The 17,525-nt window shown below is 65.3% G+C and carries 12 protein-coding genes and 1 pseudogene; 4 read left to right on the top strand and 9 right to left on the bottom strand.

Features of this window, described 5'->3' with window-relative positions; translation table 11 throughout:
• Positions 1-466: 466 nt before the first annotated feature.
• The 4 genes from ACFJI2_RS29100 to creB form a co-directional block, all read right to left on the bottom strand.
• A complete protein-coding gene (locus tag ACFJI2_RS29100) occupies positions 467-2,497 on the bottom strand; it encodes an acyltransferase family protein (RefSeq protein WP_377702960.1) in 2,031 nt (676 codons plus the stop codon).
• A 62-nt stretch (positions 2,498-2,559) separates the two neighbouring features.
• Positions 2,560-3,993 carry a cell envelope integrity protein CreD gene (gene creD, locus ACFJI2_RS29095; protein ID WP_377702959.1) on the bottom strand — a complete coding sequence of 478 codons (1,434 nt, stop codon included), beginning with the start codon at positions 3,991-3,993 and terminating at the stop codon, positions 2,560-2,562.
• 88 nt (positions 3,994-4,081) lie between these two features.
• On the bottom strand, positions 4,082-5,608 hold the full coding sequence (gene creC, locus ACFJI2_RS29090) for a two-component system sensor histidine kinase CreC (RefSeq protein ID WP_377702958.1): 1,527 nt from the start codon (positions 5,606-5,608) through the stop codon (positions 4,082-4,084).
• Positions 5,605-6,366, bottom strand: coding sequence for a two-component system response regulator CreB (gene creB / locus ACFJI2_RS29085; protein ID WP_377702957.1), 762 nt, complete (start codon positions 6,364-6,366; stop codon positions 5,605-5,607). Before creB ends, creC begins: the two co-directional genes overlap by 4 nt.
• 161 nt (positions 6,367-6,527) lie before the next feature.
• Between creB and ACFJI2_RS29080 the strand changes: the two genes are divergently transcribed.
• Both ACFJI2_RS29080 and ACFJI2_RS29075 read left to right on the top strand, forming a co-directional pair.
• Positions 6,528-7,952, top strand: coding sequence for a PLP-dependent aminotransferase family protein (locus ACFJI2_RS29080; protein ID WP_377702956.1), 1,425 nt, complete (start codon positions 6,528-6,530; stop codon positions 7,950-7,952).
• A 109-nt stretch (positions 7,953-8,061) separates the two neighbouring features.
• Positions 8,062-9,120 (top strand): PEPxxWA-CTERM sorting domain-containing protein, encoded by a 1,059-nt coding sequence (locus tag ACFJI2_RS29075; protein ID WP_377702955.1) that lies wholly within the window; start codon positions 8,062-8,064, stop codon positions 9,118-9,120.
• An 88-nt stretch (positions 9,121-9,208) separates the two neighbouring features.
• On the opposite strand, the pseudogene rpsJ reads toward ACFJI2_RS29075, so the two are convergent.
• The 5 genes and pseudogenes from rpsJ to rpsL all read right to left on the bottom strand — a co-directional run bounded on the left by rpsJ (position 9,209) and on the right by rpsL (position 14,172).
• Positions 9,209-9,527 (bottom strand): annotated as a pseudogene (rpsJ, locus tag ACFJI2_RS29070) (30S ribosomal protein S10).
• Positions 9,528-9,692: 165 nt separating this feature from the next.
• Complete coding sequence (tuf, locus tag ACFJI2_RS29065) at positions 9,693-10,883, bottom strand: elongation factor Tu (RefSeq protein ID WP_107869898.1); 1,191 nt, start codon at positions 10,881-10,883, stop codon at positions 9,693-9,695.
• A gap of 74 nt (positions 10,884-10,957) precedes the next feature.
• The gene (fusA, locus tag ACFJI2_RS29060) at positions 10,958-13,063 is read right to left on the bottom strand and encodes an elongation factor G (protein ID WP_132133187.1); all 2,106 of its coding nucleotides are present in this window, start codon (positions 13,061-13,063) and stop codon (positions 10,958-10,960) included.
• Positions 13,064-13,172: 109 nt separating this feature from the next.
• A complete protein-coding gene (gene rpsG / locus ACFJI2_RS29055; protein ID WP_008444271.1) occupies positions 13,173-13,643 on the bottom strand; it encodes a 30S ribosomal protein S7 in 471 nt (156 codons plus the stop codon).
• A 145-nt stretch (positions 13,644-13,788) separates the two neighbouring features.
• A complete protein-coding gene (gene rpsL / locus ACFJI2_RS29050; protein WP_107869949.1) occupies positions 13,789-14,172 on the bottom strand; it encodes a 30S ribosomal protein S12 in 384 nt (127 codons plus the stop codon).
• A gap of 243 nt (positions 14,173-14,415) precedes the next feature.
• On the opposite strand from rpsL, the gene ACFJI2_RS29045 reads away from it, so the two are divergent.
• Both ACFJI2_RS29045 and ACFJI2_RS29040 read left to right on the top strand, forming a co-directional pair.
• The gene (locus ACFJI2_RS29045; RefSeq protein WP_377702954.1) at positions 14,416-15,396 is read left to right on the top strand and encodes a GlcNAc-transferase family protein; all 981 of its coding nucleotides are present in this window, start codon (positions 14,416-14,418) and stop codon (positions 15,394-15,396) included.
• Between the two features lie 96 nt (positions 15,397-15,492).
• A complete protein-coding gene (locus ACFJI2_RS29040; protein WP_377702953.1) occupies positions 15,493-17,436 on the top strand; it encodes a phosphoethanolamine transferase in 1,944 nt (647 codons plus the stop codon).
• Positions 17,437-17,525: the final 89 nt, after the last annotated feature.

The raw sequence follows: 17,525 nt of genomic DNA, 5'->3' as shown, positions 1-17,525 counted from the left end.
CCAGGAAGGCCGGGCCGCAGACGCCGGCCAGCGCCAGCAGCAGCACGATGCGCGGCGCAGCCCCCGGCAGCAGCTGGCGAGCGATGCCCACCAGCAGCACAAAATTCAGGCCGTGCAGCCAGCCGTACACGAAGCCGGTCACCGGCCCGGGCAGGTACTGCGTCATCAGGTAATAAGGAATGTCCTGGGCCGGATTGAAATAGCCCTGGAAGCGGGCAGGCCCCATGTCCAGTCCCACCTTGCCGTTCAGGAAGGCGTGCACGCTATACAGGTGGTAATTGCGCAAGTCCCAGTTGTCGTCCTGCCCCAGCGCCAGGGACAGCAGGCCAAACAGCAAGGGCATGAGCCAGCACAGGTGGAAGGCGGCGCGCGGGTGGTTCAGGCGGGCGCTGCGGCGGCAGGCCCAGGATTCGATGCTCGAGATGAACAGCATGGATGGTCTTTAACGGTAAGGAGTCGGAGGGCGTCACTGCGCGGCGGCGATGGCCGGCGGCGCGCGCAGCACGCTGGCCAGCTCGTCCGGGCGGCGTTCGCGGTAGGCACGGTACAGCGCGGCGCTGCCGCCGGCGCCGAGGTGGCCGCGGTCGCCGTGCGCATAGAGCGGCGTGCCGAGCAGCTCTCCCCCGCACTCCTGCTGCGTGCAGGCCAGGTCGAAGATGTGCACCATGCCGGCCTGCGGGAATTGCCGCGCCACGCCGTCAAGCAGCGCGCGCACCGGCTGGTGGGCGGCCTGCGCCGCGCTGGCCGGGAAGGTGCAGCGGTCAGCCGCGCGGTGCGGCAGGTACAGCCGGTTCGAGACGCAGCTCTCCATGCCGGGCGGCAGCAGCGGCACATCGTCGAACAGCACCACGCGCTTGCCGGCCGCGTGCAGTCTGGCGATGGTGGCGGCCAGCTGGCGGTCGATTTCCTGCGGCTCGAAGCCGTGCACGGACAGCGGCGCATCGGCACCGGACGCCGGGTTGATGTAAACATCCCAGGCCGCCGACATCAGCACTGTCTTGATCGCCGGGTCCGCCAGGATGTGCTGCATCACCGCCTGGTCGTGCGCGCGGCAGCTTTGCGCATGGCCCTGGTAGGCCGGGTCGCCCGCCGTGGCCGGGCTGTGCTCGATCGGCGCGCACATGGTGTAGCTCATGTCATGCACGGCCAGCCGGTAGTCCTTGCCCAGCTGGTCGATGAAATTGACCAGGTGATAAGCATGGCTGTCGCCCCACAGCACGGCCTTGTCGGGCGAGGCGCTGTCGCCCAGTGTGCAATCGGCCGCCGGCGTCACGCCTTCCTTCGACCAGCAGCGCGCCGCGCGCGGGGTCTTGAACACGGTCAGCCCGGCGTCCAGGTAGTCCTGGCGCTTGTGCGCGGCATAGAAGCGCGAGAATTCCTGGGTCTGCTTGCCCAGCGCCACCAGCCCGCCCGCCAGCAGTACCGGCAGCAGGAACAGCGCCAGCCCGGTGCGCGCAGGGGACCAGGACAAGCGCCGCAGCGGCTGCTCCAGCCAGTGGTGCGTGGGCACGGCCAGCGCAAAGGAGATGCCTATGGCGGCCGCCATCCAGCCCGGCGTATCGAGCTGCAGGCGGCGCAAGGCGAACATCACGGGCCAGTGCCACAGGTACAGCACGTAGGAGATTTTGCCGATATACAGGGCCAGCGGATTGGCCAGCACCATGCCGGCCAGGCGGGAGCGGGCGCCGGCGATCACCAGGACGGCGCCCATGCACGGCAACAGGGCCTGCCAGCCCGGCATCGGCGTGGCGGCGCGGTAAGCCAGCACGGTCCAGGCGATCAGGCCCAGGCCCGCCAGCGCCAGCAGCTCATCGCGCGCGCTGCGCGCGGCGTGCGCCGCTGCCGGCTTGCCCGCATGCAGGCAAGCCAGCAGCATGCCGAGCAGGAACTCGAAAGCCCGGGTTTGCAAATAGTAGAAGGCGCCAGGGACGTGATGGCTGACCGCATGCTGCGAATAAGCCAGCGACGCCAGGCATAGCGCCGCCAGCACCGCTACCCTGGTGCGCGCGCCCACCCGGCGCAGCAGCACCAGCAACAGCGGGATCAGCAGGTAGAACTGCTCCTCCACCGACAGCGACCAGGTGTGCAGCAGCGGCTGCTGCTCGGCGGCCGGATCGAAGTAGCCGGTCTGGCGCGCCAGGTAAACATTGGAATAAAACAGCGACACGAAGCCGATATTCTTGGCCAGCGCCTGCACATTCTCGGGGAAGCAAAATAGCAGTGCAAACGCCAGGCTGGCCGTCAGCACGCACAGCAGGGCCGGCGCCAGGCGCTTCAAGCGGCGCGCATAGAAGGCCGGCAGCGAAAACCCGCCCTGCTCCTGCTCGCGCATGATCAGCAGGCTGACGACGTAACCGGAAATGACGAAAAACACGTCCACGCCGACGTAGCCCCCGGCGAAGGCGGCAAATTGCGCGTGGCACAGCAGTACTGCCATGACAGCCACGGCACGCAGGCCATCGATGGCGGGGATTCTAAAAACAGGAGGGCTGGCCATGGAACATGCTCAATTTCAGTGTAAAACCGACAATTATCGCATAGTTTCTCCATGGCATGGGTTTAATTGCCAATCTGGTACCAATCGACCTTGCGGGTGGCCACCATCAGCGCCGCCAGCACGGCGAACAGCAGCAGGGAACCGAGCACCAGGGCGTTGTTCTCCGAGATCAGCAGGCCGTACAGCGCGCCGTACAGCAGGATCAGGCCGCTGCCGAAGGCCAGGCCGCGCCAGCGGTCGCGCAGCACATAGCCGAGGTAATAGGACAGCAGGCCGATGCAGGCGGCGCTGGCGCCCAGGTAGGCCAGCGCGAAGTCCAGGTGCTCGGACAGGCCCAGCAGCAACAGAAAGAACAGCGCCAGCGCCAGCCCCACCAGCGCGTACTGCACCGGGTGGATGGGCAGGCGCTTGAGGATCTCGAACACGAAGAAGGCGGCAAAGGTCAGCGCCACGAACAGCAGGCCGTACTTGCTGGCGCGGTCGGCCTGGCTGTAGATGTTGACCGGCTCGACGAAGGCCACGCTGAACGCGTCCAGCCGCGCGCCGCCCGGGCTGGCGGCCGGCCCGTCCGTCCCGCGCACCAGCGCCGCGTGCGCCGCGGCGGCGGCAGCCGGGCTGCCGGGCGCGGGCGCCGCCCCGCCCTTCCAGCCTTCCTGCGCCTGCGCCGCCAGCAGCAGCTGCACGTTGGACGCCAGCGACGGCACCCGCCAGGTGGCGTTGAAGCCGGCCTCGGAGATGGCGCGGTCTTCCGGCAGGAAGCGGCCGCCGAACTGCGGATGCGGCCAGTTCGAGGTCAGCGCCACCACGTTGTTGCGGCCCACCGGCACGAAGTGCTGCCGCTCCATGCCGGCCAGGTTGAGCTTGAAGCTGAACTTGACCGGCGCCGACGCCGACGCGAGCGTATCCGGCGGCAGCATCGCGTGCATGCCGCTCTGCCAGGCGCCCAGCAGCGCGCCCTGCCCGAATTCCAGCAGCGCGCCGTTCCAGCTGATTTTGGGAATGGCGCGCACGCCGCGCACGTCGGCGATGGGCAGCGACACATAGGGCCGCCCCACCGCCGCGATGCGCGCATTGCCGCCGCTGCGCGGCAGTTCGGCCGCCTGCGGCAAGGTAAAGGCGCCGCTGAACTCGTATTGGCCGTTGTAGACCAGCACCTGGTGGATGCCCCGGTAGCGGCGTTCGGTGCCGACGTTGCCGCCCACCTTCAGCTCGTCCGGGTAGACCAGGTGCAGGCGGCGCGCGGTGGCGGTCTTGATCCGCTGCGGCTCGTCGCCGGCGCCGCCTGTGCGGGTGTCAATTTCTTCTGTGTAGGGGATGACCAGCACCGGGCCGATCACGGTCTGTTCGCCGACCGAGTCCTCGGCGATGCTGCGGGCGGCATCGTCGCGGTAAGCCATCCGCTCGCGGACGGTGGCCTGTATCATCAGCAGCGGGATGCACAGCAGCAGCATCAGCGCGGCAATCATGCAGACCTTCATAAGCAACTTCTTTTGCATGGCGCTTCCTTTGGTTGAGAAAGCGGCCAGTCTAGAAAGCGCAGACGAAGCGATGATGCGTTCTGTGTGCAGTGACGGTGAAGTACGCCTAGATGGCAAGCGGCAGCGGCAAAGCCAGCCGCGCGCAGCAGCCGCCGCCCGGCGCACTGGCCACGCTCACCGTGCCGCCGTGCAGCGCGGCCACCTCGCGCACGAAAGGCAGGCCCAGGCCGGTGCTCTTGCCGCCGCCGGGACGGGGCAGCGAATAGAAGCGCTCAAACAGGCGGTCCGCCGCGTAGGCAGGCACGCCCGGCCCCTGGTCGCACACCTCGATGCCGACGTCGTCCGTCCCGCGCCAGAGCGCGATGCGCACCACGCCGCCGCGCGGCGAAAAGCCGATGGCGTTGTCCAGCAGGTTGCCCAGCGCCTGGCGCAATAGCAGCGCATCGCCGCGCACCAGCAGCGGCACGCCTGCGCCAGGCACGCCGGCCCCGCCAGCCAGCGCCCCCGCACCGGTGGCCGCGCCGGCTCCCGCATCGACTCCGGCGTTCCCATCGCGCGGCGCGTCGGCATACTCCAGCGTCACGCCGGCGGCAGCCAGGGCGCCGGCAAAGTCATTGCCGGCCTGCCGCGCCAGCACATGCAGTTCCACGCTCTCGGTCGCCTCCAGCCGCTGCTGCTGCTCCACGCGCACCAGCGCCAGCAGCTTGTCGATCAACTGCTTCTGGCGCGCGTTCTGGCTGACGATATTGCCCAGGAAGTGGCGCCGCTCCTGCTCCGGCATCTCCTCCTGCAGCAGTTCGGCCGACGCCTGGATCGCCGCGATGGGCGACTTCAGCTCGTGCGCCAGCGTGTGCATCAGCTGCTCCGCGTATTCCTTGCCCTCCAGCCGCGCGCGCATGGCCTCCAGCGCGCGCCCCAGGGTGCCGATCTCGCTCTTGCCCAATGCCGGCAGCACCACCTTGCGCCCCGCCTCCACCGCCGACACATAGGCCATCAGCTTGCCCAGCGCGCGCGCCAGCCAGGACGTGACGGCCAGGCCGATCAGCAGCGACAAGCCCAGCAGCACCGCCCCGCCGCGCAGGATGGTTTGCTGGCTGCGCTCCACGAAAGCCTGCACGCTGGCGTTGGGCTTGGCCACGGTCAGCACGCCGATCACCTGGCCCTGGTCCAGGATGGGCGCGGCCACGTGCATCACGGTGCTGTCCTCGTCGTTGGGATCGGAGCGGGTGCTGCGGGCGCCGTATTTGCCGCGCAGCGTCAGGTAGACGTCGTTCCAGCGTGAATAGTCCTTGCCCACGTCGCGGCCCTCGCTGTCGAACAGCACGATGCCCCGGGCGTCGGTGATGTAGACGCGGTAATCCAGCCGGTGCCGGTCGATGCCGCCGACGTTGGCGCGGATCGTGCCGCGCAGCGCATCCTGCAGGCGCGCCAGCACGCCGGAGGACTGCAGCGTGCCGGCCCGCATGTCGCCCGCCACCACCGCCGCCAGCATGTGCGCCGTGCCCACCAGCGTATCCTCCTGCGTGGCGCGCACGCCGGGCTTGACCTCCGCCATGAACACATTCAGCAAGAACCACGCGGCCAGGCCCACCACCAGGAAGTAGCCCAGCAGGATGCGCAGGCCTATCTTCATGCGCAGGCCAGGCTGTAGCCCAAGCCGCGATGGGTCTGGATCGGGTCGGCGTCGGGGGCGACGGCGCGCAGCTTGGCGCGCAGCGATTTCACGTGCGCGTCCACGGTGCGGTCCAGCGTATCGGAGGCGCCGGTCCACACCCGGTCCATCAGCTGCGCGCGCGACAGCACATGGCCGGGATGCTCGATCAGCGTTTTCAGCAGCAGGTATTCATAGCGCGTCAGGTCCAGCGCCTGGCCGCAGTACAGAATGCGCGCCTCCAGCGCGCGCAGCTCCAGGCCGGCCACCTGGCGCGAGGCAGGGGCGGCTGGGGCGCCCGGCTGCGCGGCGGCGTGGTGCGCGCCGTTGCCGGCGGCAGCATCCACGGCGCGCGGCGCCGGCGGCGCCATGCGGCGCAGAATGACGCGGATGCGCGCCACCAGTTCGCGCGGCGAGAACGGCTTGGTCACATAGTCATCGGCGCCGATCTCCAGGCCCACCACGCGGTCGATCTCATCGCTGCGGGCGGTCAGGAAAATCACCGGCGCATCGGAAAACTGGCGCAGGCGGCGGCATACTTCCAGCCCGCTCATATCCGGCAGGCCGATATCGAGCACCACCAGTTCCGGCACCGGTCCGCCGCCCTCCCCGCGCATGGCCGCCAGCGCCTGTTCACCCAGCGTCACATGCAGCGGCGCGAAGCCGTCGGTGCGCAGCGCATAGGCGATGCCGTCCGCGATCGCCTGCTCATCTTCCACGACCAGGATAGTTCTCGCCATAGCAAATCCACAAGTTCAACACCCGCAGACTCTACCGCCGCCCGTCCCCAAAGTCCACCCTGGACTGAATGCGGGAAGCACGGGCAGCAGCGTTGCCGGTTTGGGGAGATAATTTTCCTTTAATGCAGGCTAGTCTGCAGCAAACTCCATACATCGAGAAAATGTCCCGGATATTACCCACACAAGACCTGGCCTGGCTGGGGGCATTCCATCCGAATGGCGGCCCGCGCTACCTGCAGATCGCGGACTTCATCGAGCGCGCGCTGTCCGACGGGCGCCTGCAGCCGGGCGACCGCCTGCCGCCGCAGCGCAGCCTGGCCGCGCGGCTGCAAGTGGACCTGACCACCGTTACGCGCGCCTACGACGAGGCCAAGCGCCGCCACCTGGTGGAGGGCAAGGGCGCGGCCGGCACCTACGCCTCCGCGCCCAAGGTGGAGCTGGCGCCGATGCTGGACCTGAGCATGAACATCCCGCCGCCGCCGGCCGGGGTGGACTTCGACGACATGCTGAAGCAGGGCCTGTCGCAAGTGCTGATGCGCACCGACAGCGACCTCCTGATGAGCTACCAGCTGGGCGGCGGCAGCCAGGCCGACCGCGCGGCGGGCGCGATCTGGCTGGCGCCCATGTTCGGCGCGGTGGACGAGGAACACATCGTGGCCTGCCCGGGCGCGCAGTCTGCGCTGGCGGCGCTGATCCTGGCACTGACCCGGCCGGGGGACGTGATCCTGTCCGAGCCGGCCATCTACCCCGGCCTGCGTTCGGCCGCCGCGCAGCTGGGGCGGCGCGTGGTGGCGGTGGACGTGGACGAGGCCGGCATGCGGCCGGAGGCGCTGGAAGAAGCCAGCAGGAAGCACCGTGCGCACCTGGTCTACCTGAACCCGACCTTGCAGAATCCGACGGCGCGCACCATGCCGGAACAGCGCCGCCGCGCGCTCGCGCAGACGGCCATCCGCTGCGGCGCCGCCATCATCGAGGACGACCCTTACTGGCTGCTGGCAGGGGCCGGCGCCGGCGCCCCGCCGCCGCTGGCCCGGCTGGCGCCGAGCCACGTCTACTACATTTCCACGCTGTCCAAATGCCTGGCGCCCGGGCTGCGCACCGCCTTCGTGCTGCTGCCGGACGCGCAGGTGCGCGAGCGCTTCCTGCAGGCGCTGCGCGCCCTGATGCTGATGCCCTCCCCGCTGGCCAGCGCGCTGGTCACGCAATGGATACACGACGGCACCGCGCAGCGCCTGCTGGCCGGCGTGCGCGAGGAGGCGCAGGCGCGCCAGCAACTGGCGGCGCAGATCCTGGCCGGCCTGCAGTTCGCACCGGGCAGCGCGGCGGCAGGCGGCAGCGCCGGCGGCATCCACATCTGGCTGACGCTGCCGGACTACTGGGGTGCCGGCCAGCTGGTCCAGGCCGCGCATGCCGAGGGCCTGGCCGTCACCGCGTCCGGCGCCTTCGACGACAGCGCCCGTCCTCCCAACGCCATCCGCATTTCGCTGGGCAGCATCCGCGAGCGCGCGCGCCTGGCAGGCGCGCTGCGCAAGCTGTCCCACCTGCTGGGCCGCAAGCCGGCAGCGCCGCACGCAACAATCATTTAGCAGCGGCACGGTAGCGCCAAGCCGGCAGCGGCTTAACGATAATGCGATACGGCTCCGGGTCCGGAGCCTCACCGGTTTTCGTTTCCGCAGCTTTTCCAAGGAGAATAGCGTGAAGAGAGTCCAACCCTGCCTGGCGGCGCTCCTGCTGTCTGGTGCCACCCTGGCCCATGCCGTCCCCAGCTACACCGTCATCCCCATCGCGCCCGCCGGCAGCTACGCGCAGGACATCAACAACGCCGGCGCCATCGTCGGCTACAGCGGCGCCCAGTCCGGCTTCATCTACCAGCATGGCGGCTACAGCAGCCACAGCGTGCCGGGCGCCGAGTCGACCGCGTTCGGTGCCATTAACAACGGCGGCACCGTGCTGGGCGATACCCGCGTGCCGCCCGGCGTCAACAATGCGCTGCGCTACGCCAACGGCAGCTTTACGCTGTACCCGCCGCCGGCCGGCTACCACGCCATCCGGCTCAGCGCCATCAACGATACCGGCGTCATGGCCGGCAACTACAACGGCACGGCATCCCATGCCTTCATCGACAACGGCAGCGGCGCGCAATTGCTGGCGCCGCAGGCTGGCGGCAGCATCGCCTACGAGATCAACAACAGCGGCACGGTGGCGGGGGCGGTCAATACGGGCAGCGGCTATAAGGCGGCCGAATTCGCCAACGGCGGCTACAGCCTGATTGGCAACTTTGCCGGCAGCAGCGGCGCCTTCGCGATCAATGACAGCGGCTGGGTGGGCGGCTACTACACCATTTCCTCGCTGCTGGGCGGCGCCTTCCTGCGCGATGCGCAAGGCACTATGACGCTGTACTCGCTGCCCAACCGCGAGCTGTTCCTGAACGACGTCAACAACAGCGGCCTGGCGGTCGGCACCGGCTGGGCCAGCGGCTCGCCGGACTCGTGGGCCTATCTGTTCGACGGCGCCGCGGCGGTGGACCTGAACACCAGGCTGGTGAACGGGAACGACTGGACCATCGTGGCCGCGTCCGCCATCAACGAGCACGGCCAGATCGCCGGCACCGGCTGCCACCAGTCCACCGGCCTGTGCCAGGCGGTGCTGCTGGAAGTGAGCCCGGTGCCGGAACCGGCCAGCTGGGCCATGCTGCTGGCCGGGCTGGCGGTGGCCGGCTACGGCGCGCGCCGCCGGGCGAATACGGGGACGTAAACGGCACTGGGGCCGGGAGCTGCGTGTGCAGGTCCCGGCCCCAGTGGGCTGGCGGCAGGCTGTTGGGCCGCCGCCTGGCCGAAATCAATTATTGCAGTTTGATTTCTACGTCCACGCCAGCTGGCAGGTCCAGCTTCATCAGCGCGTCAACGGTCTTGTCGGTTGGGTCGACGATGTCCATCAGGCGCTGGTGGGCTGCGGATTTCGAACTGGTCGCGCGAGGTCTTGTTCACGTGCGGGGAACGCAGCACGTCGTAGCGCTGGATGCGGGTTGGCAGAGGTACTGGACCTTTTACCACGGCGCCGGTGCGCTTCGCGGTGTCAACGATCTCCAGAGCGGACTGGTCGATCAGCTTGTAGTCGAAAGCTTTCAGGCGGATACGGATTTTTTGGTTTGGTGCGGACATGTTAATTCCTTAAAAGAACGAACCGGCGCGGGCGCGCACGGCAATAAGTGAACTCTGTACAGCTAAGAGGCGAGATCATAGCACCAAAACGGCGGCCATGCTCGTCCCTGCGACAAAAAAAGGCAGCGCCGCGAACGGCACTGCCTTTTTGTCAGACACTAGGGATTAGCCCAGGATCTTGGCTACCACGCCGGCGCCGACGGTACGGCCGCCTTCGCGGATTGCGAAGCGCAGACCTTCTTCCATCGCGATCGGGTTGATCAGCTTGACGGTGATCGACACGTTGTCGCCTGGCATAACCATTTCTTTGTCCGCTGGCAGTTCGATCGAACCGGTCACGTCAGTCGTACGGAAGTAGAACTGTGGACGATAGTTGTTGAAGAACGGGGTGTGACGGCCGCCTTCGTCTTTCGACAGAACATAGATCTCGCCGGTGAAGTGGTTGTGCGGCTTGATCGAGCCTGGCTTCGCCAGAACCTGACCACGCTGTACGTCTTCACGCTTGGTGCCGCGCAGCAGCAGGCCAACGTTGTCGCCGGCTTGACCCTGGTCCAGCAGCTTGCGGAACATTTCCACGCCGGTGCAGGTGGTCTTGACGGTGTCGGTGATGCCAACGATTTCGATTTCTTCGCCGACTTTGATGATGCCGCGCTCAACACGACCGGTCACCACGGTGCCGCGGCCCGAGATCGAGAACACGTCTTCCACTGGCATCAGGAAGGCGCCGTCCACTGCGCGCTCTGGCGTAGGGATGTAGCTGTCCAGTGCGTCGGCCAGGGCCATGATGGCCTGCTCGCCCAGAGGACCGGTGTCGCCGTCCAGTGCTTTACGTGCCGAACCCTTGATGATCGGCAGGTCGTCGCCTGGGAACTCGTACTTGGACAGCAGCTCGCGCACTTCCATTTCAACCAGTTCCAGCAGCTCTTCGTCGTCGACCAGGTCGCACTTGTTCAGGAACACAACGATGTATGGAACGCCAACCTGGCGCGCCAGCAGGATGTGCTCGCGGGTCTGTGGCATTGGGCCGTCAGCTGCGGAGCAAACCAGGATCGCGCCGTCCATCTGCGCAGCACCGGTAATCATGTTTTTGATGTAGTCGGCGTGGCCTGGGCAGTCAACGTGAGCGTAGTGACGGCCGGCGGTTTCGTATTCAACGTGCGCGGTGTTGATGGTGATGCCGCGTGCTTTTTCTTCCGGTGCAGCGTCGATCTGGTCGTATGCTTTGGCTTCGCCGCCGAATTTCTTCGACAGAACGGTAGCGATAGCTGCGGTCAGGGTGGTTTTGCCGTGGTCGACGTGACCGATGGTGCCTACGTTGACGTGCGGTTTAGTCCGCTCGAACTTTTCTTTTGCCATTTTATTCTTCCTTAGAACAAGATTTAAAGTTGCCTGGCCGGGGGGATCGCCCCTCGGCCAGTCAATCCGTTATTTTACTTCGCTTTAGCAGTCACGATTGCGTCGGTCACGTGCTTAGGCGCTTCCGAGTAGTGCTTGAATTCCATCGTGTAGGTTGCACGGCCTTGCGTTGCGGAACGCAGGGTGGTCGAGTAACCAAACATTTCCGACAGAGGCACTTCGGCTTTGATGATCTTGCCGCCGCCGCCTGGGATTTCGTCCATGCCCTGCACCATACCACGGCGGGACGACAGGTCGCCCATCACGGTACCGGCGTAGTCTTCCGGCGTTTCCACTTCCACTGCCATCATTGGTTCCAGGATGACTGGAGCCGCTTTACGGCAGCCGTCCTTGAATGCCATCGAAGCAGCCATGCGGAACGCGTTTTCGTTCGAGTCCACGTCGTGGTACGAACCGAAGAACAGCGTCACTTTCACGTCCACCACTGGGTAGCCGGCCAGCACGCCGGTAGGCAGCGTTTCACGCACGCCTTTTTCTACTGCAGGGATGTATTCGCGAGGAACGGTACCGCCCTTGATCGCGTCCACGAATTCGAAGCCCTTGCCTGGCTCTTGCGGCTCGATCTTCAGAACCACGTGGCCGTACTGGCCGCGGCCACCGGATTGCTTGACGAATTTGCCTTCGATTTCTTCGCAGACCTTGCGGATGGTCTCGCGGTAAGCCACTTGTGGCTTGCCGACGGTCGCTTCCACGCCGAATTCGCGCTTCATGCGGTCAACGATAATTTCCAGGTGCAGCTCGCCCATACCACCGATGATGGTCTGGCCCGACTCTTCGTCGGTCTTCACGCGGAACGACGGATCTTCCTGCGCCAGACGGTTCAGTGCCAGACCCATTTTTTCCTGGTCGGCCTTGGTCTTCGGCTCAACAGCCTGCTGGATCACTGGCTCAGGGAACACCATGCGTTCCAGCACGATGATCGACGCTGGATCGCACAGGGTTTCGCCGGTGGTCACGTCTTTCAGACCCACCGCAGCGGCGATGTCGCCGGCGCGCACTTCTTTGATCTCTTCGCGCTGGTTGGCGTGCATCTGCAGAATACGGCCCAGGCGCTCTTTGCGGCCTTTGACCGAGTTGTACACGGTGTCGCCCGAGTTGATGGCGCCGGAGTACACGCGGAAGAAGGCCAGCTGGCCGACGAACGGGTCGGTCATGATCTTGAAGGCCAGCGCCGAGAATTTCTCGTCGTCGGCTGCTTTGCGCGATGCAGGCTCTTCGTGCTCGTCGGTACCGGTCACGTCGTCGATGTCGACTGGCGATGGCAGGTATTCGATCACGGCGTCCAGCATGGCTTGCACGCCCTTGTTCTTGAAGGCGGTGCCGCACAGCATAGGAACGATCTCGGAAGCGATGGTGCGGTCGCGCAGCGCTTTCTTGATCTCGGCTTCGGTCAGGTCGCCTTCTTCCAGGTACTTGTTCATCAGGTCTTCGTTCGCTTCGGCAGCGGCTTCAACCATCTTCTCGCGCCACTCGGCGGCCGATGCGGCCAGCTCAGCAGGGATATCGACGTAGTCGAACTTCATGCCCTGGGAAGCGTCGTCCCAGATGATGGCTTTCATCTTGACCAGGTCGATCACGCCCTTGAAGTTGTCTTCAGCGCCGATCGGGATCTGGATCAGGACCGGGTTGGCCTTCAGGCGAGCGCGCATCTGCTCGTAGACCTTGAAGAAGTTGGCGCCGGTACGGTCCATCTTGTTGACGAAGGCCAGACGTGGCACTTTGTACTTGTTAGCCTGACGCCATACGGTTTCCGACTGTGGCTGTACACCGCCCACTGCGCAGTAAACCATGCAAGCGCCATCCAGCACGCGCATCGAGCGCTCAACTTCAATGGTGAAGTCAACGTGGCCCGGGGTGTCGATGATGTTGATGTGGTGCTCAGGGAAGTTGTTCGCCATGCCCTTCCAGAAGCAGGTGGTCGCTGCGGAAGTAATGGTGATGCCGCGCTCTTGTTCCTGCTCCATCCAGTCCATGGTGGCGGCGCCGTCGTGCACTTCACCGATCTTGTGGTTCACACCGGTGTAGAACAGCACGCGCTCGGTGGTGGTGGTCTTACCAGCGTCGATGTGAGCGGAGATACCGATGTTGCGGTAGCGCTCGATGGGGGTCTTGCGGGCCATAATAGATCCTAAATCTTTTAATGGACAAAACCGGACGCCATTTTTTCCAAAATGAGCCCGGCTTCGAACAAATGATTAAACGGCCGGAACAAGATTCCGGCCAGTTTTATTAGAAGCGGAAGTGCGAGAACGCCTTGTTCGCTTCAGCCATACGGTGCACTTCGTCACGCTTCTTCATCGCACCGCCACGGCCTTCGGCCGCTTCCATCAGCTCACCGCCGAGGCGTTGTGGCATGGATTTTTCGCTGCGCTTGTTCGCAGCTTCGCGCAGCCAGCGCATGGACAGAGCCATACGGCGCACTGGGCGGACTTCAACCGGCACCTGGTAGTTTGCACCACCGACGCGACGGGATTTCACTTCAACCAGCGGCTTGGCGTTGTTGATCGCGGTAGCGAACACTTCCAGCGGGTCTTTGCCGGACTTGGCGGCGATGTGCTCGAAAGCACCGTAGATGATGTTTTCAGCGACGGACTTCTTGCCCGACAGCATCAGCACGTTAACGAATTTGGCGACATCGGTGTTGCCGAATTTTGGATCCGGCAGAATCTCGCGCTTGGGTACTTCACGACGACGTGGCATATCAATTCCTTTCAATCTTCAGTTGAGCTTGCGGCGATATGTTCCGCAGCTCGCGGATCACCATCATAGTGGTCCACTTACTCGGTCAGTTCGACCGATACATTCACTTAGTTAGCTGCCACCAGGTGAAACTTGTATTGCTTGATTACTTCTTACCTGCTTTAGCGCGCTTGGTACCGTACTTCGAGCGAGCTTGCTTACGGTCTTTAACGCCCTGGGTATCCAGTGCACCGCGAACCATGTGGTAACGCACACCCGGCAAGTCTTTTACACGACCGCCGCGCAGCAGAACAACGCTGTGCTCTTGCAGGTTGTGGCCTTCACCGCCGATGTACGAAATCACTTCGAAACCGTTGGTCAGACGCACTTTGGCAACTTTACGCAGTGCCGAGTTAGGCTTCTTAGGAGTGGTGGTGTACACACGGGTGCAAACGCCACGTTTTTGCGGGCTGTTTTCCAGCGCCGGCGATTTGCTCTTCACGCGAGCGGATACGCGTGGGTTGCGAATCAGTTGATTGATGGTTGGCATCGTTCTTAATCCAACAAAATTACTACCGTTGACGACCCGGACAGGCGTCCGGGGGCTAAAACCTAGTCCCAATTGCAGCACCGGGGCACGAACAGCCACCCACCAGGAGCGGCCTGCAAAATGCGTATACGATGCGCAGAATAAATTGAGAACTCGCGAGTATAGACTGGTAAACACTGCCAGTCAAACCCTTTCGCCGCCGGGAGGCTGGCCTTTGCGGCATTTCGGCAGCATACGTGCAATATGGAAACTGTTACCATTTCCACCATGGCGAACCAGAATATCCTCGTCAGCCTGGCGTCCTATCTGGACCCCATGCTGTTCTTCACGCTCCATGAAGCGGTGGCCAAGGCCGCCCATCCGGAGCGGCTGCGCTTTGCCGTGGTGGACCAGCATTATGCCAGCCAGCGCGCCGCCATCGCCACGCTGCCGTTCGCCGGCCTGATCCGCTACGTGCACGTGCAGGTGCAGGACACGCTGGGCGTGAGCTGGGCACGCAACCTGGCCTTCTCTTTATACGACGGCGAGCAGTACCTGCTGCAGATCGATTCCCACACCTGCTTCGAGCCGGGCTGGGACGAGTCGCTGCGGCGCCAGCACACGCAGCTGCTGGAACTGGCGCCGAAACCGGTGCTGAGCACCTACCCTTACCGTTTCGACATGGTGGACGGCGTGCCGCACTATACGCCGCCCGAGGGCAAGACCGTGCTGGTGCTGCGGCCGCACCCGGACACCCCGCTCACGCCCGGCGGCGACGTGGTGCTGCGCTTCATCGCCAAGCACCTGTTCACCGACCGGCCGGTGCCGGCCTGCCATATCGCCGGCGGCTTCGTGTTCTGCCACGGCAGCTTTGTCGACGAGGTGCCGTACGACCCCTATCTCTATTTCCACGGCGAGGAGCAGAGCCTGGCCGTGCGCGCCTGGACGCGCGGCTGGGACATCTACCACCCGCTGCACGTGCCGCTGTACCACTTGTACAAGGCGCCCAACACGCCGCACGACAGCCACCACTGGCACGGCGAAGTGGACCGCCTGCGCGCCTTCAGCGGCGCCTACCTGACGGTGCGCGCGGCCGAGCGCCTCAAGCGCCTGCTGTGCGGCGACGGCCTGCCCGGCGCCTACGGCCTGGGCAGCGAGCGCACGCTGGCGCAGTACGCCGCCTTCAGCGGCATCGACTACCGCGCCGGCACCGTCAGCGACCCGTTCCACGGCCAGCTCTGCTAGGCGGCCACGGGCCGGGGGCGGGCGGCCGTGCATAAAGCGCTCGCCGCGCGGCGCAAAGGGCCGGATAATGGGCAACTTTTTTTCATTTTCCGTGTCATGCGTCTTCTGTTTCGCCCCGCCCCTCCTCCTACCGCCGCCGGCTCACCGGCCGCCCGGGCTTTCCTGCTGCTGAGCTACCTGGCCCTGTCGGCCGTGCCCTTTATCCCCCTGCTGCTGGGCAAGCCGGTGGAGGCGCCGTGGCAGACGCTGGGCATGGAAGTGGTGGCCTGGGTGGCCGTGTGGGCCGTGTTCCAGCGCCCGGCCTGGTTCCACTGGCTGCTGCTGCCGGCCTTCCTGGCACTGCCCACCGAGGTCTACCTGATCGTCTACTACGGCCAGGGCATCTCCACCCACCACCTGGGCATTATTGCCGAGACCAGCCCCAAGGAAGCGATGGAATTCCTCGGCCGCACCGTGTACCTGATGGCGGCGGTGCTGGTGGGTGTGGTCGCCTGGTTCGGCCTGAGCTGGTACGTGGCCGTGAAGTCGCGCGCGCTGGCCTGGCGCGACGTGTCGCGCTGGGTGGCGCTGGCCATCGTGGCGGTGCTGGCGGGCGTGGCGGCCTACGGCTGGGAATTCGGCGTGGCGGGCAAGCCCCGGCATGCGTCCGCATCGGCTTCGGCAGCGCCGGCCTCGTCCGGGGCGGCCAGCGTGCACGCCTCCGGCTTTGGCGACGGCGCCTCGGCCGAGGTGGAAGACGCGGAAGAGGAAGACGAAGCGAGCGCCTCGGAAACGGGCGCCGTGCCGCCCGCCGCCCGCAGCGGCTGGAAGCTGGCGCCGCTGGCCTGGTGGGCCAAGGTGCCGGTGGACTTCGCCGCCTTCGGCAACACCTGGCCCTTCGGCCTGATGGCGCGCGGCGTGGACTTCTACAAGGAGCGCCAGCACCTGGCGGAGCTGGGCCGCCGCAGCAGCAGCTTCACCTTCAAGGCGCGCCAGGCGGAAGGCAATGGCGAGCCGCAAGTGGTGGTGGTGGTGCTGGGCGAATCGTCGCGCTACGACCGCTGGAGCCTGAACGGCTACGAGCGCGAGACCAACCCGCTGCTGGGCAAGGAAGGCAACCTGGTGGTGCTGCCCGACGTCATCACGTCCGTCTCGGCCACGCGGCTGTCGGTGCCGGTCATCATCTCGCGCAAGCCCGCCATGCAGAGCCTGAAGGACGGCTTCGCCGAAAAATCCTTTATCACCGCGTACAAGGAAGCGGGCTTCAAGACCTACTGGCTGTCGAACCAGATCTCCTTCGGCCAGTTCGACACGCCGGTGTCCGTGTTCGCCAAAGAGGCGGACGTGATCCAGTTCCTGAACCTGGGCGGCTTCACCAACAACTCCAATTTCGACCAGATCCTATTCGACCCGCTCAAGCATGCGCTGGCCGACCCGGCGCCGAAAAAGCTGATCGTGCTGCACACGCTGGGCAGCCACTGGAACTACAGCCAGCGCCACCCGAAAGAGTTCGACAAGTGGCAGCCCTCGCTGTACGGCGTCAACAAGCCCGCCTACACCGACCTGAAGATCAAGCCGCAACTCAACAACAGCTACGACAACTCCATCCTCTACACCGACTGGTTCCTGTCGCAGGTGATCGGCACGCTGAAGGAAAAGCAGGTGGCCGCCTCCATGCTGTACGTGGCCGACCACGGCCAGACCCTGTACGACGGCAGCTGCCGCCTGGCCTTCCACGGCCACAACACGCAATTCGAATTCCACGTGCCCGCCTTCGTCTGGTACTCGGACCAGTACCAGCAACGCTACCCGGACAAGGTGCAGCAGCTGATCAAGCACAAGAAGGCGCGGCTGGCGACGGAAAACATGTTCCACACCATGCTCGACATGGCCGACATCCGCTACGAGGGCGAGCGCCTCGACTGGAGCTTCCTGAATCCGAAATTCAAGCAGCACAAGCGCTACGTGGACAGCTACGGCTGGACCAACTACGACAACGCCATCATCAAGGGCGACTGCCGCGAAGTGATCGACAAAAACAAGCCGCTCAAGCAGGACTGAGCGCTGCGCGCACGGCAAGACGTTGGACGGCCGGGCAAAACGTGCTTTAATAAAGCCGACTGACTGCATATTCCTTTGATCGGCTTGAC

The sequence above is a fragment of the Pseudoduganella sp. UC29_71 genome, assembly GCF_042693265.1.
In the GTDB taxonomy this organism is placed as follows: domain Bacteria; phylum Pseudomonadota; class Gammaproteobacteria; order Burkholderiales; family Burkholderiaceae_D; genus Rugamonas.
The sequence above is the reverse complement of the archived record's forward strand: the minus strand, read 5'-3'. Positions and strand labels throughout refer to the sequence as shown.

What these genes read in the sequence shown, in the direction of transcription:
- creC (WP_377702958.1), bottom strand. Translation starts at nt 5,608, where the DNA reads ATGAAGATAGGCCTGCGCATCCTGCTGGGCTACTTCCTGGTGGTGGGC.
- tuf (WP_107869898.1), bottom strand. Translation starts at nt 10,883, where the DNA reads ATGGCAAAAGAAAAGTTCGAGCGGACTAAACCGCACGTCAACGTAGGC.
- creB (WP_377702957.1), bottom strand. Translation starts at nt 6,366, where the DNA reads ATGGCGAGAACTATCCTGGTCGTGGAAGATGAGCAGGCGATCGCGGAC.
- rpsG (WP_008444271.1), bottom strand. Translation starts at nt 13,643, where the DNA reads ATGCCACGTCGTCGTGAAGTACCCAAGCGCGAGATTCTGCCGGATCCA.
- ACFJI2_RS29100 (WP_377702960.1), bottom strand. Translation starts at nt 2,497, where the DNA reads ATGGCCAGCCCTCCTGTTTTTAGAATCCCCGCCATCGATGGCCTGCGT.
- ACFJI2_RS29080 (WP_377702956.1), top strand. Translation starts at nt 6,528, where the DNA reads ATGTCCCGGATATTACCCACACAAGACCTGGCCTGGCTGGGGGCATTC.
- ACFJI2_RS29040 (WP_377702953.1), top strand. Translation starts at nt 15,493, where the DNA reads ATGCGTCTTCTGTTTCGCCCCGCCCCTCCTCCTACCGCCGCCGGCTCA.
- creD (WP_377702959.1), bottom strand. Translation starts at nt 3,993, where the DNA reads ATGCAAAAGAAGTTGCTTATGAAGGTCTGCATGATTGCCGCGCTGATG.
- ACFJI2_RS29045 (WP_377702954.1), top strand. Translation starts at nt 14,416, where the DNA reads ATGGAAACTGTTACCATTTCCACCATGGCGAACCAGAATATCCTCGTC.
- fusA (WP_132133187.1), bottom strand. Translation starts at nt 13,063, where the DNA reads ATGGCCCGCAAGACCCCCATCGAGCGCTACCGCAACATCGGTATCTCC.
- rpsL (WP_107869949.1), bottom strand. Translation starts at nt 14,172, where the DNA reads ATGCCAACCATCAATCAACTGATTCGCAACCCACGCGTATCCGCTCGC.